14 protein-coding genes are annotated in these 16279 nt (G+C 70.1%); 8 read left to right on the forward strand and 6 right to left on the reverse strand.

The features are described 5' to 3' along the window. Nucleotides 1–6: 6 nt before the first annotated feature. Nucleotides 7–834 (forward strand): helix-turn-helix transcriptional regulator, encoded by an 828-nt coding sequence (locus tag I3V78_RS35095; RefSeq protein WP_338023823.1) that lies wholly within the window; start codon nucleotides 7–9, stop codon nucleotides 832–834. Nucleotides 835–895: 61 nt separating this feature from the next. On the opposite strand, the gene I3V78_RS35100 is transcribed toward I3V78_RS35095, so the two are convergent. Continuing rightward, nucleotides 896–1369, reverse strand: a complete 474-nt coding sequence (locus I3V78_RS35100; RefSeq protein ID WP_204494762.1) for a MarR family transcriptional regulator — start codon at nucleotides 1367–1369, stop codon at nucleotides 896–898. A gap of 110 nt (nucleotides 1370–1479) precedes the next feature. Between I3V78_RS35100 and I3V78_RS35105 the strand changes: the two genes are divergently transcribed. After that, the gene (locus I3V78_RS35105; protein WP_204494764.1) at nucleotides 1480–1977 is read left to right on the forward strand and encodes a DUF417 family protein; all 498 of its coding nucleotides are present in this window, start codon (nucleotides 1480–1482) and stop codon (nucleotides 1975–1977) included. 60 nt (nucleotides 1978–2037) lie between these two features. Here the strand turns inward: I3V78_RS35105 and I3V78_RS35110 are convergent, their stop codons facing one another. The 4 genes from I3V78_RS35110 to I3V78_RS35125 all read right to left on the reverse strand — a co-directional run bounded on the left by I3V78_RS35110 (nucleotide 2038) and on the right by I3V78_RS35125 (nucleotide 5488). Beyond that, entirely contained in the window at nucleotides 2038–2502 is a 465-nt protein-coding gene (locus I3V78_RS35110; RefSeq protein WP_204494767.1) for a hypothetical protein, read from the reverse strand. Further along, nucleotides 2499–3491, reverse strand: coding sequence for a hypothetical protein (locus I3V78_RS35115; RefSeq protein WP_204494769.1), 993 nt, complete (start codon nucleotides 3489–3491; stop codon nucleotides 2499–2501). Before I3V78_RS35115 ends, I3V78_RS35110 begins: the two co-directional genes overlap by 4 nt. 72 nt (nucleotides 3492–3563) lie before the next feature. After that, nucleotides 3564–4628, reverse strand: coding sequence for a hypothetical protein (locus I3V78_RS35120; RefSeq protein WP_204494771.1), 1065 nt, complete (start codon nucleotides 4626–4628; stop codon nucleotides 3564–3566). Between the two features lie 32 nt (nucleotides 4629–4660). Continuing rightward, nucleotides 4661–5488: a DUF6345 domain-containing protein gene (locus I3V78_RS35125; protein WP_204494773.1), complete on the reverse strand. Its 828-nt coding sequence runs from the start codon at nucleotides 5486–5488 to the stop codon at nucleotides 4661–4663. Between the two features lie 302 nt (nucleotides 5489–5790). On the opposite strand from I3V78_RS35125, the gene I3V78_RS35130 reads away from it, so the two are divergent. From I3V78_RS35130 to I3V78_RS35155, 6 genes are all read left to right on the forward strand, one after another. Beyond that, nucleotides 5791–6315, forward strand: coding sequence for a DUF1801 domain-containing protein (locus I3V78_RS35130; RefSeq protein ID WP_204494775.1), 525 nt, complete (start codon nucleotides 5791–5793; stop codon nucleotides 6313–6315). A gap of 174 nt (nucleotides 6316–6489) precedes the next feature. Further along, nucleotides 6490–8478: a membrane dipeptidase gene (locus tag I3V78_RS35135; RefSeq protein ID WP_239576883.1), complete on the forward strand. Its 1989-nt coding sequence runs from the start codon at nucleotides 6490–6492 to the stop codon at nucleotides 8476–8478. A gap of 357 nt (nucleotides 8479–8835) precedes the next feature. Next, nucleotides 8836–11484, forward strand: coding sequence for a class III lanthionine synthetase LanKC (gene lanKC / locus I3V78_RS35140; RefSeq protein ID WP_204494780.1), 2649 nt, complete (start codon nucleotides 8836–8838; stop codon nucleotides 11482–11484). Nucleotides 11485–11636: 152 nt separating this feature from the next. Next, the gene (locus I3V78_RS35145) at nucleotides 11637–13430 is read left to right on the forward strand and encodes a phosphoenolpyruvate carboxykinase (GTP) (RefSeq protein ID WP_204494782.1); all 1794 of its coding nucleotides are present in this window, start codon (nucleotides 11637–11639) and stop codon (nucleotides 13428–13430) included. Nucleotides 13431–13522: 92 nt separating this feature from the next. Then, a complete protein-coding gene (locus tag I3V78_RS35150) occupies nucleotides 13523–14344 on the forward strand; it encodes a hypothetical protein (RefSeq protein WP_204494784.1) in 822 nt (273 codons plus the stop codon). Continuing rightward, the gene (locus I3V78_RS35155) at nucleotides 14344–15753 is read left to right on the forward strand and encodes an ABC transporter substrate-binding protein (protein WP_204494787.1); all 1410 of its coding nucleotides are present in this window, start codon (nucleotides 14344–14346) and stop codon (nucleotides 15751–15753) included. The genes I3V78_RS35150 and I3V78_RS35155 overlap by 1 nt, the downstream gene beginning before the upstream one ends. A 61-nt stretch (nucleotides 15754–15814) precedes the next feature. Here the strand turns inward: I3V78_RS35155 and I3V78_RS35160 are convergent, their stop codons facing one another. Then, nucleotides 15815–16222, reverse strand: coding sequence for a DUF5335 family protein (locus I3V78_RS35160; RefSeq protein WP_204494789.1), 408 nt, complete (start codon nucleotides 16220–16222; stop codon nucleotides 15815–15817). Nucleotides 16223–16279 lie beyond the last annotated feature (57 nt).

The raw sequence follows: 16279 nt of genomic DNA on the forward strand, positions 1-16279 counted from the left end.
CGGCCCGTGACCGCCGCGTCCCTGTCGTCTCCGCGCTCCGAGCTGGGGCACTTTCTCCGGACCCGCCGGGCGCGGCTGCGGCCGTCCGATGTGGGGCTGACCGAGGGCGCGCGGCGGCGCACGCCAGGGCTGCGGCGCGAGGAGGTCGCGCAGCTCGCCGAGGTGGGGGTGAGCTGGTACACGTGGCTCGAGCAGGGTCGCGACATCCACGTGTCGGAGGCGCTGCTCGAGCGACTGTCGAGCGCGCTGCGCCTCGATGCGGCGGAACGGTCGTACCTGTTCGAGCTCGCCCAAGGTCGCTCGCCCCGTCCGGTGGCCGCGACGCCGCCGCTCGTGAGCCCCCTGCTCGCGCGCACGATCGAGGCGCATCACCATCCGGTGACGGTCTCGACCATGCGCTGGGACGTCGTCGCGATGAACCAGCCCGCGCTGAAGCTTTGGGGTGATCGGCGTGGCACGAATGCCCTGCGGAACATCTTCCTCGGCCAGGGACCGCCGCTCGTCACGGTGGAGCACGAGGCCCACGCACGAAACCTCGTGGCGCGCTTTCGCGCGGAAGCCGCGCGCGCGAGTGCGCATGAGCGGTTCCAGGAACTCGTGGACGAGCTGACGGCGAGGAGCCCCGAGTTCCGCCGACTCTGGACGCTGCATGACTTGGATGCCGAGCCCGAGGGCACGAAGGTCGTCGACATCCCCGGAACCGGCCGCATCGAGCTCGCGCACGTGACGCTGATGCACATCGAGCCGGACGCACGCACGCTTCGAGTCCTCTTCTATTCTCCCGTCGGCCCCGAGAGCGCGCGGCGAATGGCGCGTGCGCTCGCGGAACGTTGAAAGCACGAGGGACGTGCCGCGCTGCGTGGCTCGATGCCATCGCCGCCCATGGTCCAGGCCGTCAGGGGCCCAACCCATCGAACGGGCACTCGACACAGGCGTCGTAGTCGCAGAGCCGGCAGACCTTCATCGCCGTGCTCGCTTGAGGAACCGACTGCTCGAGCAGCTTGCTCGCGAGCCGCCCCAGGCGCTCCCGCTCTTCCGCATCCAGTCCGTGAAGGAGACGTGCCAGGGCCTCGGCGCGCTGCTCCCTCGCGGTCCGGGCGAACTCACGGCCCTGGAGGGTGAGGTGCAACGCGACCTTGCGGGCATCCTCGCCCTCGCGCCGCTCCACATAACCTCCCTGAACGAGCCGATCGACGAGCCGGACACAACCTGAGTGCGACAGGTCGAGGGGCGCCCTCAGCAATTCAATCGAGCGGTCGGGATACTTCGAGAGGAGCAACAAGGCGCTCACCTCGGCGGGGTTCAGGCCCTCCAGGGCCACCGCGCTCCGCACCTGCGCCGTGACCCACTCCGCGAGAGCGCCCAGCACGTTTCCAATGTTGTCCCCATCCATTCCTTGCATTATATGCTCGGCGCATATACAACGCAAATCGTGCAGCGTGGTCGCCTGCCTACCCCTCGCGCGCACAAGAGCCCCACATGACAACGTCAGCGCCCGCTCCCGCCTCTTCCGAGGCTGGTCATTCCCACGAGGTCCGTCTCCAATTCCTCCAGACAGTGGCCATCGGGCTGCTTCGCTATGGGCTCGTCTTCATCATCCTGCTGTACGGCACGTTCAAGTTCTTCGCGTTCGAAGCCGAGGAGATCAAGCCCCTGATCGAATACTCGCCGTTCATGTCGTGGTTGTACGCGGTGTTCAGCGTGCGCACCACATCCGCTCTGATTGGAGTTGTCGAGGTTGGCATGGGTTTGTTCATCGCCACGCGGCGGTGGGCCCCGCGACTCTCGGGGCTCGCGAGCCTCGCCGCCTCGGGCATGTTCGTCATGACCCTGAGTTTCCTCGTCACGACGCCTGGGGTCTTGGAGCCCACCAGTCCAGTGGGCGGTTTTCTGCTCAAGGATTTGATGCTCCTCGGCGCGGCGCTCTTCACGGCCGCCGAGGCGCTGATCGCGGCCACGGCGTCGCGTTCGGCCTGAACCTGAGCAGCCACCGAGAGGTTGCCCGTCGCGCTCCGACGGATTCACCCGAGCCGTGAATTAGAAGTCGGGCTTGGGACACGGGATGGGCGCGTCGGGGGGATAGCAGACCGCCTCCGTCCGGGAGTCCTCGCCGAAGTCCGTCACGAGCATTCCATCCTCCCCCAGGTAGAGGATGTCGTGCTCGCGCTCTCCGGCGCGCTCCCCGCTCGACCGGCACGCCGTGCGCCGCACCTGCCGGTCCTCACGCACCTGCTCGCCCTCCAGGACCCGCACGCGCAGGGGCTGGGAGAGGAAGGCCTCACGGTTCCGGGTACAGAGCACCACCTCCGTGGTCCACAGGCTGGTGTGTCCCGTGCGCACGCGGGCGGCGGGGGCGGTGATGCCCTGGACCTCGAGCGTCCGTCCCGAGAAGGCCGCGGGAGGCCCGGTGACCTCCAGCCGCACCTCGTAGCCCTCCTGCGCGCATCCCGAACAGGCCAACACCGCGGTCAGCCCCATCCACACCCGGCTCGGTCCCTTCATGGTCTATGTCCTCCTGACAAGGGGATGCGCAGCAAGGGCAGATCCACGGGGCCGCGCAAGCGCATTTCACCGTTGCCCCCGGGCACGGCGAACACCGCGTCCACCTCGCCCACCAGGCGTCCGCCGTCCGTGAAGTCGAGCCGTGAGATGCGCCACGTGCCGCGCAGGACGGGGGCGGCGCGGGGCGCTCCGCCCACGAGCCCCGAGGCGCCCGGCCGCCGGGGGCAGTCCTCGCGCGGAAAGCCCTGGCCCACCTCGAGCGCCAGCGGGTAGGTGGCCGTGAGGGGATCCATGCAGTGCCAGAGCGCCACCGTCAGCGGCACCTCGTCGCCGGGCACCGTGAACGCGAAGCCGAGAGACACCGCGCCGCCATGCGCGGGCAGGTACGTGGCGTGGCACAGGTGGGCCGCCCGGCGCTCGTCCCCGGTCTCGAGAACCACCTGGGTGGCGGCACGCTCCGGCTCGGTGCAGGCGCCCAGCGTGCCCAGCGGCGTGCTCCAGCCCTCGCGACTGTCCCGGGCCGAGGGGGGCGAGGCCTCACACGCGTACGACAAGGGCCGGTCCAGGTCCGCATCGCGCCGCAGCCGGCCCTCCGCCGTGAGTTGGATCTGATGGCGCTCGACGAAGCGCCAGCCCTCCTCGCGCATCCGCGCGTAGCGGGCCGGAGGGTGGCGGCACACGAAGGGCTCCAGGGCCAATTCGTCCACCACCCGCTCGCCGTCGCGGCTCCGAATCACCCACGGCGCCCGGACGAGCACGCCCGTCTCCGCCTCCGTCGACCACCGCCGCAACGAGGGGTCCTCCGACGCGAGGAGACCCTCGTCCCTCAAGCCCTCCACCTCCACCGTGTACCGCTCGAGCGCCGCGCGGCTGCCCAGCACTTCCAGCTCGTAGCGCTCGCGCGCCCCCGGGGATGGGCAGGCCGTCAGGAGCGCCGCCGCGCCCGCCAGGACCCCTCCCCACGTTCGTGCTCGCCAGGGCTCTCGCATGTGCCATGTCTCCCGTGGGGGAGAACCGGGAGACGGCCCCCCGGTGCTCCGCCCCCCCGAATGCCCGTCCGCCTACTTGCTGTCGGGCGGTGCCACGCGCGACCGGAAGTCCGCCTTGCGCGTGGCGTCCTCGCGCTCGTCCTGTCGCAGCCGCTCGAGCACGGCCGGGTCGGTGACGGCCGGGATGACCGCCAGGCGCTTCTTGCCCACCACCCGGGTCGAGGCGGGCTCGTAGAAGTACGCGTAGTGGGGCGCCAGCACCGACTGCAGGCCGTGACGCCCCAGCCGGTAGTAGCCCAGCTCCGCCCGGGTCAGCACGTAGTCGGCCAGGTTCACGCCCTGGGCCGTCAGCTGATCCTCCGCTCGCCGACGGGCGTCGTCCGGCGCGAGCAGTTGCTGGCCAGACACCTCCGCGAAGCGCTGCGCCGTGTCGCGCACCGTCGCCTCGTGGGAGATGACCTCACCGGCCGGCGTCAGGTGCACCGCCACCTTGCCGCCCGCCCCGATGACGGGCAGCCCCGCCAGCTGCTCGTGGAAGGCCACCGCCACCTGGTACACGGTGGCGCCCACGCGGTTGCCCTTCGGGTCGGTCATGTCGTTCATGTACCGGCGGACGCGGTAGGGCCGCAGGTCGTGCGCGGCGGCCTCGGGCAGCTTCCGCCGCACGTGGGCCCGGGCGAGGGCGATGTAATCGGACTCCTTGAGCGGCAGGGCCGCGACGCCGGGGCTCGCGTGGAAGCGCGTCTTGTCCAGGAACATCTCGGCGCCGCTGCGCGCGTCCATGCGCAGCTCCCAGCCGTTGCCGGTCACCGAGACGTCCTGCTCGGTCTTCTTCAGGGTCTGGGTGTCCAGGCCCAGGACGCGGGCCCGTTCCCGCACCTGCTCGGTGGCGTCACCCACGGGCCGCAGCGTGTAGATGGGGTAGCGCAGGCTGGCCGAGCGGCCCGCCACGAACTCCCGCTGCACCCGCGCGTAGGCCTGGGTCGCGAGGGTGTCCTGGTCCGGCGTCTCCGCCACGGAGGTGGCCAGGGTCTGGGCGGAGGTGGAGGCGGGGGAGACGGACGGCTCGCCCTTGTCGGCGCAGCCCATCCCGGTCAGGCCGACGAGCACCAGGCCCACGACGATGTTCTTTCTCATGGTCTTCTCTCCTGGATCGCGGGGGGTGGGGCTCATCCCTGGTGATATGACCAGGCGATCCACAGGCCGTAGTCGGAGGCATCCCGACGGGCCCAGGTCTTGTTCAGGTGGTCCAGGCGGTACAGGGTGCTGTTCGAGTCCGGGCCGGCGGTCACCAGGCCGCCCGTGTCGTTGGCCCACCAGTCCTCCACCGCCCAGAACCACGCCGACTTGAACGAGTCCGCGCCGCCAATGGCCCGGTCCACCCAGTCCGAGGGCACTTCGTCCGTGGTGTAGAAGTCCAGGGAGGTGTCGCGGTAGCCCATCACGTACTCATGCCCCTGCAGCAGCGCGGCGCCCCACTGCTGATCCGGACGCTCGTCCACGCTGTAGCAGGTGAACCACAGCGACCAGCGCGTTTCGCCGACAAAGGGAGTGGCATGACTGCCCGAGCGCTCGCCGAACCGGATGTTCTGCGAGTCGAACCAGCAGGAGCTGGTGCTGCCCGACCTGCAGACGGGCGCCTTGTACGTCTGCCCCGACGAGTACTTCGGCGCGGCACCATGGCCCGAGTAGGCGATGAGGTCCGAGTCGTCACTGGAGATGTGGTCGAACCCGCCGAACGAATCCTCGGTGTAGTCGCTCGCCCAGACATCCGTGTTGGCGAACCGATGCATCCGGATGTGCCCACGCGAGGCCAGCGCGGCGTCGAAACCGTTCATCTGGTCGTCCGTGAAGCTCAGCGAGCTGGAGCTGCATTCACAGCCATCCCAGCTGGTGATGTGCGCGGCCGAGTAGCTGAATTGCTGTGCCATGCTGGGTGTCTGGCTGAGCAGTGCCAGCACCGCCGCCCAGGGCGTCAACGTCCGAATCGCTTTCACGTGAGCTGTCCTCCCCCACCAGCGGTGCGAGGCCGCCGGAGCTGCGCCTGTCCACCACTCAGTGGACAGGGCAGGATGGACAGTGACACGGATTTAACGTTAAATCAAGTTTTACGGCTTGAAGACAGGGTTTCCATGTGGTGCCTGGGTTTCCATCTCCATCCATGCGCGACGACGCTCTCGGGCCACGGCCATGGGTCTGATCTGGTCGGGGAAACGCTGCCCCTCTCGGTGGTCTGACACCTTCACGGGGAGGTAGCATCCCCGCCTGCCCCGGGCGCGCTGGGGCTTGGGAGGATCGGATGGCAGCACGCAAGGCGATGGCGAAGAAGACGTCCACGAAGAAGACGCCCGCGAAGAAGACGCCCGCGAAGAAACTCGCTGCGACGAAGAGCGCCGCGAGCAAGACGCCCGTGAAGACCCCGGCGAAGGTCGCGGCCAAGAAGAAGACCCCTGCCCGCCCCTCCTCGCGCCGCGCGGACCTCGGCGCCCCGGCGGACGACTTCTTCGCGCAGCAGCCCCCGGAGCGGCGCGAGCACCTCGAGGCCCTGCGGGCCCTGGTGAAGAAGGCCGCTCCCGGAGCCCGCGAGTCCATGAAGTGGGGCATGCCCTACTACGAGCTGAAGGGCGGGTTCTGTTCGCTCTACGCCGCGTCGACCTACGCCGGCCTCAACATCATGGCCCCCCCGGAGAAGCTCGACGATCCGGAAGGACGGCTCGAGGGCACCGGGAAGACCATGCGCCACCTCAAGGTGCGCGGCGACGCGGACCTCCACGAGGCGAGCATCCTGCGCTGGGTGAAGGCCGCGGTGGCGCACCACGCCTGAAGCAGGCACACCCGGAGCGCGCCCCGCGTTGCTGGCGAGGCAACACCGGGGGCGGGACATCCCATTTGTCCCGCCCTGCCTTGATTTTCATTTTTCACACGGGTTGGGATGCGGCCCTCTGCCCCACAGGAGCTGCCGCGCATGACCCGAAACCCGTTGGTTCCGTTGTCTTTAATGTCCCTGCTGTCCCTCGCGCCCGGCTGCCAGCCGGTGGACGAGAGCGTGCCCGACGCGCAGCCCGTGGCCCCGGCCGCGGTGGAGCAGAAGGCGGCGGTGGCGGGCTTCGCCGAGTTGCACCACCACATGTTCGCCGAGGCGGCGTTTGGCGGCGGGTGGTTTCATGGCAGCCACACGGGTGAGTTGACGAGCTGCGATGGCGGCATGCCCGAGAGCAGCCATGCCCGGGTGCGCATGGACCTGAGCAACATGCTCAACCTGTGCCCCAACTCGGGCGCGGTGAACCTGGGCGGCGTGCCCATCCTCAGCTCCCTGTTCGGCGTGGGCGGCGCGGTGGCCTCGGAGTTCATCGGGAAGATCGAGGGCACCGAGGGTGACACCGGCCTGCACCTGGGCCGCAAGCAGGTCCAGACCCAGTGGCCGCGCTGGGACACCATCGCCCACCAGCAGGCCTTCGAGGGCTCCCTGCGCCAGGCGCACCTGGGCGGCCTGTCGCTCGTGACGGTGTCCCTGGTGAGCAACGGCTTCCTGTGCAGCGCCCTGCCCTACCAGAACCTCAAGCGCCCCTGCGACGAGATGGCCGACGTCGAGGTGCAGATTCAAATGGCCAAGGACTTCGACGCGCGCACGTCCTGGGCGGAGATCGCCCTGTCGCCCGCGCATGCCCGGCAGATCATCGCCTCGGGCAAGCTCGCGATGGTGCTCTCCATCGAGGTGAGCAAGCTGTTCGGCACCAAGGACTGGCGCTCGGAGCTCAACCGCTTCCACGCCCTGGGCGTGCGCTCGCTCCAGCCCGTGCACCAGCTGGACAACCGCTTCGGCGGCGCGGCGCTGCACAACATCATCTTCCAGGCCGCCCAGTTCCTGGAGAACTGCCACATCGACTACGACTGCGGCGCCACGGGCGCGGGCTTCACGCTCGGCTTCGACGTGGACGCCAACTGCCGCAACGTCAAGGGCCTCACCCCCGACGGCAAGGCGCTGGTGCAGGAGCTCATGGCCAAGGGGATGCTCATCGACATGGCGCACATGTCCGAGCGCGCCGTCGAGGACACGGTCGCCCTGACGCGCTCCAACACCTACTACCCGGTCTACATCTCCCACGGCCACTTCCGCGAGGTGATGAACCCGGACGTCGCGGACGCCGAGAAGTCCACGCCCGCCCACATCGTGCGCTACCTGCGCCAGTCCGGCGGCATCTTCGGCCTGCGCACCGCGCATGACGAGACGCGCGACTACACGCGCACGCCCATCGCCAACTCCTGCCAGGGCTCCACGCGCTCCTTCGCCCAGGCGTACGAGTTCGGCCGCCAGGGGCTCAAGGTGCCCATGGCCTTCGGCGCGGACCTCAACGGCTTCATCCAGCAGACGCGGCCGCGCTTCGGCTCCTACGGCGCGTGCTCGGCGGGCTTCAAGGCCGAGGCGGATGCCCAGGCCGCCCAGCAGCGCGTGTCCGGCCCGCCGCGGCTGGGCACCGACTTCGACACGTACGGGCTCGCGCACGTGGGCCTGCTGCCCGACCTGCTGCGGGATCTCAAGCAGCTGGGCGCCAACACCACGGGCCTGGAGGGCTCGTCCGAGGTCTTCCTGCGCATGTGGGAGCGCGCGCAGTCCACGCGCGCGGGCATGGTGGACGCGGCGGCGGACATCGACACCGGCGGCGTGGCGGCGTACGTGCCCAAGGCCACCCGGGAGGCCCAGTACCCCCAGGTGTGCGGCAAGGCGTACGCCCCCAACTCCAAGGTGCTCGGCGAGGTGTGCCGCTTCAACGAGGAGTGCGTGAGCGCCAAGTGCACCTCGTCCGACTGCGGCAAGGTCACCGGCACCTGCATCTGCGATGGCGACAACGACTGCGGCGCCCAGCAGTACTGCGGCTGGGGCCTCAACCTGGGCGCCTGCCAGAACAAGAAGGCCCGGGGCGCCATCTGCTCGGCGAACAACGAGTGCCTGTCGAACAACTGCCGCTGGTCGTACACCTGCGGCTGAGCGGGCCACCCCGCGAGGAGGGGCGCACCGCCAGACGAGTCCTTGGCCCCACCGGGACCCGGACTTGGCGCGGGCGCCCCTGGCCAACACCTTGAGCCACGAGGTGAACGAGCGGGAGATGGGCTCTCGCTCTCCTCACCTCAGTGGCAAGGGGGTCGGTCATGAAACGCAAGGTACTCGCGTTGCAGCAGCTCGCTTCGAACGTCACGCAGCAGGAGGCCTGGCCACGCTCGGGTCTCAGCCTGCTGGCCTGTCTGGCCTAGCGGAGCCGCGCAGCTGTCACCGGGAGGGTCACGGACACCGGGCACACCCCCGGGCCCCGTGGCCCTCCGTTTTATTCGACGGGGGGAAACACGCATGGAAGGCATTGAGCGCAGGGCGCACCGGGACCTCTATCTCTTCACCCTGCTGCATCCGGAGCGCTACGAGGGGTTGGATACCTACCGCTCCCGGCAGCCGGGCTTCGCGGAGCTGCTCGCGCCCCTGCTGCCCGAGGGCTGGCGGGCGGCCCCGCGCGGCATCTGGTACCACGTGCTGCCCCCGGACAACCGCACGCCCGTCTCCGGCTTCAAGCTCCACCTGTCCTCCGTGCCCGAGCAGGCCCAGGCCCTGGTGACCGCCGTGGTGCCGGTGCTGCTCGCCGAGGGGGTCGCCTTCAAGCTCCTGGTCGACGCGGCCATGCTCGACCTGGGCAACTCCAGCCTGAGCTCCGGCGGCGGCTGCGGGAAGTTCATCACCGTCTACCCCCAGGACCTGGACCAGTTCCGGCGGCTGCTCGAGCGCCTGGAGCCAGTGACCCGGGGCTTCGTGGGCCCCTACATCCTCTCGGACCGGCCGTACCGGGACAGCAAGGTGCTCTTCTACCGCCACGGCACCTTCCACGCGCCCCACGAGGTCAACCTCCAGGGCGAGCCCGAGACGTGCCCGCTCGGCCCCGATGGCCGACGCGTGGAGGATCCCCGCCTGCCCTACTTCACCCTGCCCGACGGGGTGAGCGATCCGTTCCCCGAGGCGCCCGGCGCGGAGGACGAGGACGACGCGCTCCACCACCGCTACCAACCCCTCTCCGTCCTGGGCACGTCGAGCAAGGGCGGCGTCTACCTCTGCCAGGACCTCCAGACGGGGCGGGAGGTGGTGGTCAAGGAAGCGCGGCCCCACGTCAACCGGGGCCGGCATCAGCCCCATGACGCCGTGGCCTGCCTGGAGAACGAGCGCCGCGTCCTGCGGCGCCTGGAGGGCACGGACGCGGCGCCCCGGGTGCTGGACGCGTTCCAGGAGTGGGAACACCACTTCCTCGTCATGGAGCGCGCCCCGGGCATGAGCCTGCCCCGGCTGCTGGCGCGCAATGCCCTCGGGCTCGTGCTGGAGGGCCGTCCCACGGCCGACCAGTTGAGGACCTTCGCGCGGACCTTCACGCACCTGGCCCGTCAGCTCGCGGCCCACGTGCGGGCCATCCACGCCCGGGGCGTGGTCATCCGGGACCTCGCGCCCCAGAACATCCTCTTCGACCCGGAGAGCGGCCGGGTGACGCTCATCGACTTCGAGTCCGCGTACTGCGAGCACGCGGACGTCGCCAGCCCGCTCATTCCCCTGGCCACGCCCGGCTTCGGCCTGGACCCGCACGACCCGCGCAACCGCGACGCGCCCACGCGCGAGCAGGACCTGCGCGCCCTGGGCCGGGTCCTGGGGGAGCTCTTCCACCCGGTGGCCCCGTTCTTCGCGCTCGCCCCCGAGCGTCGGGAGCCCCTGCTCGCGCACTTCGCCCGGGAGCGCGGCATCCCCGAGGTGTTCGTCCAGCTCGCCCTGGCCGCCGAGGAGCCCGTCCGCTTCGAGGCCCTGCTCGACGAGGCGGAGCGGACCGTGCCCCCCGCGCCCTCGCGCCCCCCGCCCCGGCTGGACGCGGCGACGCTCGGCGCGCGCATCGACGGCGCGGCGCGCTACCTCGAGGAGGAGATCGCGCATGAAGCGGACCCGCTCGGCCTGCCCACCGACTACCGGCGCTGCGTGACCAACCGGCTGGGCGTGGCTTACGGGGCGGCGGGCATCGCCCTGGCGCTCCATCGTCTGCGCGGCGCGGTGCCCGAGCGATTCCTCACGGCGCTCCGGGACGAGGCGGCGCGCGCGGACCATGCGCACTACCCTCCGGGGCTGTACGTGGGCCTGGCGGGCATCGCCTGGAGCCTGTTGGAACTGGGCCAGCACGAGGCGGCCGAGCGGCTGCTGGCCACGGGCGCGGCGTCTCCGCTGCTCGGCCAGGGCGCGGACCTGTTCTACGGCGACGCGGGCTGGGGACTCGCCCAGCTCTTCTTCCACCAGCGGCTGGGGGACGCCCGCTACCTGCACGCGGCCCGGGAGGCCGCCGTGCGCATCGACGCGATGCTGGAGCAGGGCCCCGCGGGACCGCACTACCGCAACCGGGGCGACGTCTACTGCGGCCTGGCCCACGGGAGCGCGGGCATCGGCTACTTCCTCTTGCGGCTCTCCGAGGCCACCGGCGAGCCCGGCTGGCTCGAGCGGGCACGGGCCCTGCTCGACCATGACCTGGGCCGGGGACAGGAGCGCGACGGCGCGCTGTGCTTCCAGCGCTCGGAGGGCGAGCAGGTCCTCTACCCCTACTGGGCCATGGGGGGCGCGGGCCTGGGCGCGCTCGCGCTGCGCTTCCACGCGGTGACGGGCGAGCCGCGCTACCTCGAGGCCGCCCGGCGCATCGCGCGGGACTTGCGCGGCCAGTACACCGTCTTCCCCTCGCACTTCTACGGCATGGCGGGCCTGGGCCACTTCTTCGTGGACCTGCACCAGCACACCGGCGAGGCCGAGGCGCGCGAGGAGGCCCTGCGCTTCGGCGAGCGCGCGCTGCTCTACGCCATCGACCGACCCACGGGCTGGGTGTCCCCGGGCGAGGGCCTCCTGCGCGTGTCGGCCGACTACGCCACGGGCTCGGCCGGCCTGGGCGTGTTCCTCCACCGACTCCGAGTGGGCGGCGGCGTGCCCTTCCTCGACTTTTGATGGGGCCACCAACGTCCACTTCCGGATAGACACGATTCAATTAGTAAAATTGCACAAAGTGGCCAGCGTCCGAGGGCGGAACGACGCCGTGCGCCATTGCTTTTACAAAGCGAAGCCAGAAAGGTAGCCGAACCTTTTACAAGGAGATGGACATGGCCTCGCTCCAGAACCAAGGGATCCAGGACAACGCTCCCACGAAGAACCCGGAGTTGATGGCCTGGGTCTCGAAGATGGCCCGGCTCACGCAGCCGGACCGGATCGTGTGGTGTGACGGTTCGCAGGAAGAGAAGGAGCGCCTGACGGCGCAGGCGGTGGCGGAGGGCATCCTCATCCCGCTCAACCCGGAGAAGCGGCCGGGCTGCTACCTGCACCGCTCCAACCCCAATGACGTGGCGCGGGTGGAGCACCTCACCTTCATCTGCACGACGAACAAGGAGGACGCCGGGCCCACCAACAACTGGATGGAGCCCGAGGCGGCGTACACCAAGCTCACCCACCTGTTCTCCGGCAGCATGCAGGGCCGCACGATGTACGTGGTGCCCTACATCATGGGCCCGCCGGGCAGCCCCTTCGCCAAGGTGGGCGTGGAGCTGACGGACAGCATCTACGTGGCGCTCAACATGCGCATCATGACGCGCATGGGGCGCGCGGCGCTGGAGATGCTCGGGGACTCGGGCGACTTCAACCGCGGCCTGCACAGCACGGGGGACCTGAACCCGGACCGCCGCTACATCTGCCACTTCCCCCAGGACAACACCATCTGGAGCTTCGGCAGCGGCTATGGCGGCAACGTGCTGCTGGGCAAGAAGTGCCTGGCGCTGCGCATCGGCAGCTACCTGGGGCAGGACGAGGGCTGGCTCGCCGAGCACATGCTCATCCTCGGGGTGACGAGCCCCAAGGGCGAGACGACGTACGTGGCGGCGGCGTTCCCCTCCGCGTGCGGCAAGACGAACTTCGCCATGATGATTCCGCCCAAGGAGTACGCGGGCTGGAAGGTGGAGACGATCGGGGACGACATCGCGTGGATGCGCGTGGGTCCGGACGGCCGGCTGTGGGCCATCAACCCCGAGGCGGGCTACTTCGGCGTGGCCCCGGGCACCAACCACAAGAGCAACCCCAACGCCATGGCCACCGTGTCGCGCGACACGCTCTTCACCAACGTGGCCCTGACGCCGGACGGCGACGTGTGGTGGGAGGGCATGGACGGCGAGGTGCCCGAGGAGCTCACCGACTGGCAGGGCCGGCCCTGGAAGAAGGGCAGCCCGGAGAAGGCCGCGCACCCCAACAGCCGCTTCACCGCGCCCATGGCCAACAACCCCGTGTTGAGCGCCAAGGCGAACGACCCCATGGGCGTGCCCATCTCCGCCATCATCTTCGGCGGGCGGCGCTCCACCACGGTGCCGCTCGTGCTCCAGGCCTTCAACTGGACCCACGGCGTGTTCCTGGGCGCCACCATGGGCAGCGAGACCACGGCCGCGGCCACCGGCAAGGTGGGCGTGGTGCGGCGCGACCCCATGGCCATGCTGCCCTTCTGCGGCTACCACATGGGTGACTACCTCCAGCACTGGCTGGACATGCAGAAGGCCATCTCCCACCCGCCGAAGATCTTCCAGGTCAACTGGTTCCGCCAGGACAAGAACGGCAAGTTCATCTGGCCGGGCTTCGGGGAGAACATGCGCGTGCTGGAGTGGATCGTGAACCGGGTGCACGGCCGCGTGCCCACCGAGGAGACGCTGCTCGGCTGGGTGCCCCGCGCCGACCAGGGCCTCAACACCCAGGGCCTGGACCTGTCGCGCGAGGCGCTCGCCGACGTCACCTCCATCCGCACCGATGAGTGGCGCGCCGAGCTCAAGAGCCAGGAGACCTTCTTCGAGTCGCTCGGGACCAAGGCCCCCGAGGCCCTGATGCTCCAGCGCAAGCTGCTCATCTCGCGCCTGGAGAGCTGAGACCCGCACGCACCGCGACAGTCCTCCGGGGCCGCCCCTCTTCCCCACACGGAAGGGAGCGGCCCCGATGTTTTGGAGTAGACTCTCGGGCCATGAGAATGGTCCCCGTCCTGTTGGCGGCCCTGTTGATGATTCCCGGACCGGCCCACGCCCAGCGTGCCGGCGCCTCGCGCAATCCAAAGGAACTCATCAAGCAGGCCGAGAAGCTCTTCGAGCAGAAGAAGTACCTGGAGGCGGCCGAGGCGCTCGCCCGGGCCAACGAGCTCGCCCCCGACTCGCGGCTCATCTACAACATGGCGCGCGCGTACGACCAGGCGGGCAACGTGGGCGAGGCCATCTCGTACTACGAGCAGTACATGACGGAGGGCGATGACGCGCAGCTGCGCAAGCGCGCGCGCTCGTCGGTGGACCGGCTGCGGCTGCAGCAGGAGCGCGAGGCGGCCGCGGCGACCGAGGTGGAGAACGAGCGCAAGCGCCTGCAGCAGGAGGCGGAAGGGGCCCAGCGCCGCGCCCAGGAGGAGCGCGAGGCGGCGCGGGTGGCCGAGGAGGCCAACCAGCAGCGGCTCACCGCGGCCTACGAGGAGTCGCTGTCCGCGCGCCGGCGCATGCAGGTGACGGCCTTCACGCTGGGCGGCGTGGCGGTGGCGGGCGTGGCCGTGGGCACCGTGTTCGGGCTCAAGGCGCGCGCGGCGCGGGCGGACTTCGACGGCGCCACCACGCTGGAGGGCAAGGTGGCGGCGCGGGACACCACCCGGAGCAACGCGCTCCTGGCGGACATCGGCTTCGGCGTGGGCCTGGTGGGGGCCGTGGCGGCGGTGCTGCTCTACCCCAAGGACGTCGTGCCGCCGCCCGGGCAGGCGCGCTTGATTTCCGCGCCCGCGGGCTCGGGGCTCGGCATGGAGGTGAGGTTTTGATGCGCACGCGGTTGCTGATGGGAGTGATGTCGGCCGTCCTGGCCACCGGCTGTAGCTTCACCACGGCGGCGGGACTCGAGGAGTGCGAGACGAGCGCCGAGTGCGGCGCGGACAAGGTCTGCAGCCAGGGCGTGTGCCTGCCCCTGCCCACCGGGTGTGGCCGCATCTACGGCCGCGCCGAGGCGGGGGACATCCCGCTGGGTGGGCTCTTCCCCATCCACTCCGGCACGGAGGCCAACGCGCCCAAGGACGAGTCGGACGAGCAGGCCTTCAACGCCGCCCTGCTGGCGATGGAGCAGGTCAACGCGCGGGGCATCAACGGCAAGCAGTTCGCCCTGTACCTGTGCGACACCGGCGGCGACGCCGAGCGCGCGCGCATCCAGGCGGACTGGCTGGTGAAGGAGAAGCAGGTCGCCGCGGTGCTGACGGCCGGCAGCAGCCAGACCTATACGGTGGCCCAGTCGGTGACCATCCCCTCCAACGTGCTGCTCATGAGCTACAGCGCCTCCTCGCCCGAGCTGTCCGCGCTGCCGGACACCAATGGGGGCCCGGTGGGGCTCGTGTGGCGCACCTCGCCCTCGGACGCCATCCAGGGCGCCGTCATCGGCCAGTTGCTCAGCAGCACCACGGACACGCGCTTCGGCAACCCGAAGAAGGTGGCCATCCTCTACGTGAACGAGACGTACGGCCAGGGCCTCAAGGACGTCGTGGCCACGCGGCTCGCCGGCGTGCGGGAAAACCGCAGCATCCCCTACCCCCGGCGCGGCAACGTGCGCGACGCGGTGCAGGATCTCAACACGTATGACCCGGACCTCACCGTGGTGGTGGGCTTCACGGACGACGTCACCAACATCCTGGTGGAGTCGTCCACCCAGCCCAACCTGCGCACCGGCTCGGGGCACCGCTGGTTCTTCACCGACAGCGTGAAGGACCTGAGCCTGCTGGCCAACAGCACGGCGGCCGCCCAGGCCCAGAACTTCTACGGCACCGCGCCCGCCCAGGGCACCGGCCAGGCCTTCGCCGCCTTCCGCGACGCCTTCAACAGCCGCTTCAAGACGGACCCCAGCGGCTACGCCTACACGTCCAACGCCTATGACGCCATGTACCTGTTGACCCTCGGCGCGTCCTATTCGTTGAACACCACCGGCGCGGTGACGGGGCCCAAGATGGCCGAGGCGCTCACCAAGGTCTCCAACGGCCAGACCTCCCTGCAGCTCACCAGCACCAACTTCACCGCGCTCTCGGCGGACCTCGCCGCGGGCCGCACGGTCAACGTGGACGGCGCCAGCGGCAAGCTGGACTTCGACGCCAACGGCGACGCCCCCGCGCCCATGGAGCTGTGGCAGGTGCAGGGCAGCAACTTCGTCACCGTCCAGGCGGCCATCGACCCGCCCGCCAGCACCCCGTGACGCACCCCGCCGCGCGCGGCCCGCCCCTCCGTGGGAGGCCGCCGCGCGGTGGCGCCAGAGGTCACAGTCCGGACGTGTGCTCCTCGGCCCGGGCCGCGTCGGAGTGGTACCAGGCTGGAATCTTCTCCTCACCCTCGAAGAAGAGCAGCGTCTTCGTGTTGTCCTCGGACACGAAGCAGAAGCAGTCGATGTTCCCGTCATCGTCCATCATCAGGAAGATGCTGGCGGGGTCATCGATGTGGTGCATGAACTCCTGGCGCATGTCGCCCACCGTCACCTCGACACTGCCGGCGCTCGGCCCCTTCGTCTCCACGTCGATGCCCACCAGGGGCAGCGGGCGGTTGAGGAACTGGTCGCCGACGTCGCTGGACTCCAGGCGCATGCGGACGGTGTGACTCACCGCTCGCTCGCTCAAGAGCTCGAAATAACCGAACCAGTCCCGCTTCGGAATCTCCACCGTGTAGTGCATGGCGTTTCTCCCCCAAGGCACAAGGTAGGTCCGCCCCGGATTCCGTGGGAATGGGCC

This window comes from Archangium primigenium (genome assembly GCF_016904885.1).
In the GTDB taxonomy this organism is placed as follows: Bacteria; Myxococcota; Myxococcia; order Myxococcales; family Myxococcaceae; genus Cystobacter; species Cystobacter primigenius.

Excerpts from the sequence above, each read along its gene's own strand:
- I3V78_RS35155 (WP_204494787.1), top strand. The coding sequence starts at position 14,344 with ATGCGCACGCGGTTGCTGATGGGAGTGATGTCGGCCGTCCTGGCCACC.
- I3V78_RS35105 (WP_204494764.1), top strand. The coding sequence starts at position 1,480 with ATGACAACGTCAGCGCCCGCTCCCGCCTCTTCCGAGGCTGGTCATTCC.
- I3V78_RS35115 (WP_204494769.1), bottom strand. The coding sequence starts at position 3,491 with ATGCGAGAGCCCTGGCGAGCACGAACGTGGGGAGGGGTCCTGGCGGGC.
- I3V78_RS35160 (WP_204494789.1), bottom strand. The coding sequence starts at position 16,222 with ATGCACTACACGGTGGAGATTCCGAAGCGGGACTGGTTCGGTTATTTC.
- I3V78_RS35120 (WP_204494771.1), bottom strand. The coding sequence starts at position 4,628 with ATGAGAAAGAACATCGTCGTGGGCCTGGTGCTCGTCGGCCTGACCGGG.
- I3V78_RS35130 (WP_204494775.1), top strand. The coding sequence starts at position 5,791 with ATGGCAGCACGCAAGGCGATGGCGAAGAAGACGTCCACGAAGAAGACG.
- I3V78_RS35110 (WP_204494767.1), bottom strand. The coding sequence starts at position 2,502 with ATGAAGGGACCGAGCCGGGTGTGGATGGGGCTGACCGCGGTGTTGGCC.
- I3V78_RS35145 (WP_204494782.1), top strand. The coding sequence starts at position 11,637 with ATGGCCTCGCTCCAGAACCAAGGGATCCAGGACAACGCTCCCACGAAG.
- lanKC (WP_204494780.1), top strand. The coding sequence starts at position 8,836 with ATGGAAGGCATTGAGCGCAGGGCGCACCGGGACCTCTATCTCTTCACC.
- I3V78_RS35135 (WP_239576883.1), top strand. The coding sequence starts at position 6,490 with ATGTCCCTGCTGTCCCTCGCGCCCGGCTGCCAGCCGGTGGACGAGAGC.
- I3V78_RS35150 (WP_204494784.1), top strand. The coding sequence starts at position 13,523 with ATGAGAATGGTCCCCGTCCTGTTGGCGGCCCTGTTGATGATTCCCGGA.